Source organism: Methylobacterium gnaphalii (assembly GCF_007992215.1).
In the GTDB taxonomy this organism is placed as follows: Bacteria; Pseudomonadota; Alphaproteobacteria; order Rhizobiales; family Beijerinckiaceae; genus Methylobacterium; species Methylobacterium gnaphalii.
This window is the reverse complement of the sequence record NZ_BJZV01000090.1, coordinates 1-1555: the sequence shown is the minus strand read 5'-3', so window position 1 is coordinate 1555 and position 1555 is coordinate 1. Positions and strand designations below refer to the sequence as shown.

1 protein-coding gene is annotated in these 1555 nt (G+C 66.0%); it reads right to left on the bottom strand.

What is annotated here, in order from left to right:
* Positions 1–62: 62 nt before the first annotated feature.
* The gene (locus MGN01_RS23205) at positions 63–1493 is read right to left on the bottom strand and encodes an IS1182 family transposase (protein ID WP_147049148.1); all 1431 of its coding nucleotides are present in this window, start codon (positions 1491–1493) and stop codon (positions 63–65) included.
* Positions 1494–1555 lie beyond the last annotated feature (62 nt).

Genomic DNA, 1555 nt, shown 5'->3' with positions numbered 1-1555 from the left:
GGAGGCTGTGTGGAAACGGGTTGAGGCGGAAGCGGAGACGGGCGGAGCGGGCCGTTCCCAGTTCATCCCCGCATCGCGGCGATGAGTCCTGGCGCTCCGAGCAGGGCGATGGCCCGCTTCATGTTGTAGGCAAGGACGTGGAGGCTCATCTCCGTCCCGACGTTCGGAAGCCTCCGCATCTTGAAGTGGCTGCGCCCCATCCAGTCCTTGATCGTGCCGAACACATGCTCGACGGTTCGTCGCCGGATGCGCATAGCGTCCGGCCTGCGTTCGAGCCGATCCTGCATGGCTTCCACGACATGCTCGTGCTCCCAGCGCGTCACCCTTCGCTCGTTGCCGGTCGTGCAGCCGGGCTTCAACGCGCATGATCGGCAGTAGCTTGACCAGTAGCGGTTTAGAACGAGACCGTTCTCGATGGTGGTGGTGCGCTTGGTGAGGGTCTCGCCGGCAGGGCACCGATAGATGTCGCTCGGCGCATCGTAGAAGAAGTCCGGCTTGCCGAAGCGCCCCTCCGCCTTGGCGCCCGAGGTCAAAGGCTTCGGGCAGATCGGTGTGACGCCCGCCTCTTCGCAGGCCAGGACCTCCGCCCCTGAGAAATAGCCGCGATCGGCGAGGATCGTCAGGTGCTCGACCCCGGTCGCGTCCTTCGCCTGCCGGCCCATGTTAGCGAGCTGGGTGCGATCATGGCCGAGGTTCGTGACCTCATGCGCCACGACGATATGGCTGTCCGTATCGACGGCGGCCTGGACGTTGTAGCCGACGAGACCCGTGCCCTTGCCGTTCGTGGCCATGGCACGCGCGTCCGGGTCGGTCAGCGAAATCTGACGGTCGGGCGCAACCTCGACTTGGCGCGCCATGGCTTGCAGCGTGCGCATCTGCCGGCGGAGCGCCTCGATCCTCTCGTTCAGGCGCGCCGTGCGCATCTCGGCGACGCCCGCCTCCTGCCGGTCGGCGGTGTCGAGCTTGTCGAGATAGCGCTCGATGCTCGCCTCGACCTGCGCTAGGCGAAGGCGGATCGCGCCGGGCGTGTAGTTCTTGTCGCGCGTATTCACGGCCTTGAACCGGCTGCCGTCCGCCGCCACCGTGCCGCCGACGATGAGGCCGATCTCCCGACACAGGACGACGAACTGCTTGCACGCAGCCCGAACCGCTTCACCGTTGTCGCGCCGGAAGTCCGCGATCGTCTTGAAGTCGGGAGCGAGCTTGCCGGTCAGCCACATGACCTCGACATGGCGGCCTGCCTCGCGCTCAAGGCGCCGGCTCGACTGCACCTGGTTCATGTAACCATAGAGGTAAAGCTTCAGCAGCGTCGCCGGATGGTAGCCGGGCCGCGCCGTCGCAGCCGCGCCTTCAAAGCCGAGTGTCGCGAGGTCCAGTTCATCGACGAAGACGTCGATCACCCGGACCGCGTTCTCCGCGCCAACATAGTCGTCGACGCAGTCCGCCAGAAGCAGCGCTTGGCGCCGCTCGCAACCTTCGATGAAACGGCCCATTCGACCCCTCCAGCGCTACCGAAAAGGTAGCACAGCAGGGCGTTTCCACACAGCCTCGGTGG

What these genes read in the sequence shown, in the direction of transcription:
- MGN01_RS23205 (WP_147049148.1), bottom strand. Translation starts at nt 1,493, where the DNA reads ATGGGCCGTTTCATCGAAGGTTGCGAGCGGCGCCAAGCGCTGCTTCTG.